The organism is Achromobacter sp. JD-1 (assembly GCF_038594925.1).
In the GTDB taxonomy this organism is placed as follows: Bacteria; Pseudomonadota; Gammaproteobacteria; order Burkholderiales; family Burkholderiaceae_B; genus Achromobacter; species Achromobacter spanius_C.
The window spans coordinates 1-1,497 of the sequence record NZ_JBCGCS010000076.1; the positions used below are offsets into that span (position 1 = coordinate 1).

At 64.3% G+C, this 1,497-nt stretch carries 1 protein-coding gene; it reads left to right on the top strand.

Annotation, left to right across the window (positions count from 1 at the left end):
- On the top strand, positions 1-1,497 hold a 1,497-nt coding region (locus tag WBR68_RS31285), incomplete at both ends, for a type VI secretion system Vgr family protein (RefSeq protein ID WP_230696261.1).

Genomic DNA, 1,497 nt, shown 5'->3' on the forward strand with positions numbered 1-1,497 from the left:
GAGACCTATCGGCTGGAGCTGGACTTGTCCAGCTTCAACCCCGCCATCGACTTCGGCGCCATGCTGGACCAGACGGCGCTCTTCACGCTGTGGCGGGGCGACACGCCCGTGCGCCATGTGCACGGCATCGTCACCGCCTTCGAGCAAGGCGACACCGGCTTTCGGCGCACACGCTACCGCGCGGTGCTGGAACCGTCGCTGGCGCGCCTGGCGCTGTGTTCGGACTGGCGCATCTATCAGCAGCTGTCCGTGCCGGAAATCCTGGCCGATGTCTTCAAGCGCCACCACATCACCGACTACGAACAGGTCACCACGAACAATCATCTGCCACGCGAATACTGCGTGCAGGCCGGGGAAACCGATCTGGACTTCGCGGCTCGGCTGGCCGCCGAAGAAGGCTATTTTCATCGCTACGAACATACCGAACAAAGCCACCGCCTGATCCACGGCGACCGCATCTACATCCATGGTGAAATCGCTGGCGGCCCCGTCGTTTATCAAGCGCTGGCGGGCGGCGACCCGGCCCAGCCCGCGCTGCGCCGCTTCACCTACACCGAACAGTTGCGCACCGCGCGCCAAACCCAGCGCGACTACACCTACACGCATCCGCAGTACGACCAGGAACACACGCACGTCGCCAGCGACTTGCAACACCAAGACCGCCACTACGAACGCTACGACTATCCCGGCCGCTACAAGCGCGACGAAGCCGGCAAGCCCTTCACACAAAGCCGCTTGCTGGGCCTGCGCCGCGACGCGCGCATGGCGCAGGAGCAGGGCGACGACGCCCGCCTGATTCCCGGCGTGGCCTTCGACCTGACCGGCCACCCGCGCGAAGACTGGAACCACGGATGGCGCCCGGTACGCATGCACCATCATGGCGTGCAGCACACCAGCCAGGAAGAAGACAGCGCGGGCGCGGAACAGGGCACACGCTACGGCTACACCGCCGACATCGTGCCCGACAAGGTCGACTGGAAGCCCGCGCCCAGCCGCAAGCCGGTGGTCGACGGCCCACAGATCGCCAGCGTGGTGGGCCCGCCCAACGAAGAGATCTACTGCGACGAATACGGCCGCATCAAGGTGCAGTTTCCGTGGGACCGGCTGGGCAGGAACAACGAACACAGCTCGTGCTGGATTCGCGTGTCGCAGAACTGGGCGGGCGCGGGCTGGGGCCACATGGCCATTCCACGCATCGGGCAGGAAGTCATCGTCAGCTTTCTGGACGGCGATAGCTCGCAGCCGATCGTCACGGGCCGAACCCACCGGTCGATCAACCCGCCGCCCTACGAACTGCCGCGCCACAAAACGCGCATGACCATCAAGAGCCAGACGCACAAGGGCGAGGGCTATAACGAGCTGCGCTTCGAGGACGAACGCGATCAGGAAGAGATCTACATCCACGCGCAGAAAGACCAGAACATCCACGTCAACCACAACGAAACCACCTTCGTTGGCAACGACCGTAGCGAACAGGTTGAGCACGATGAAACCATC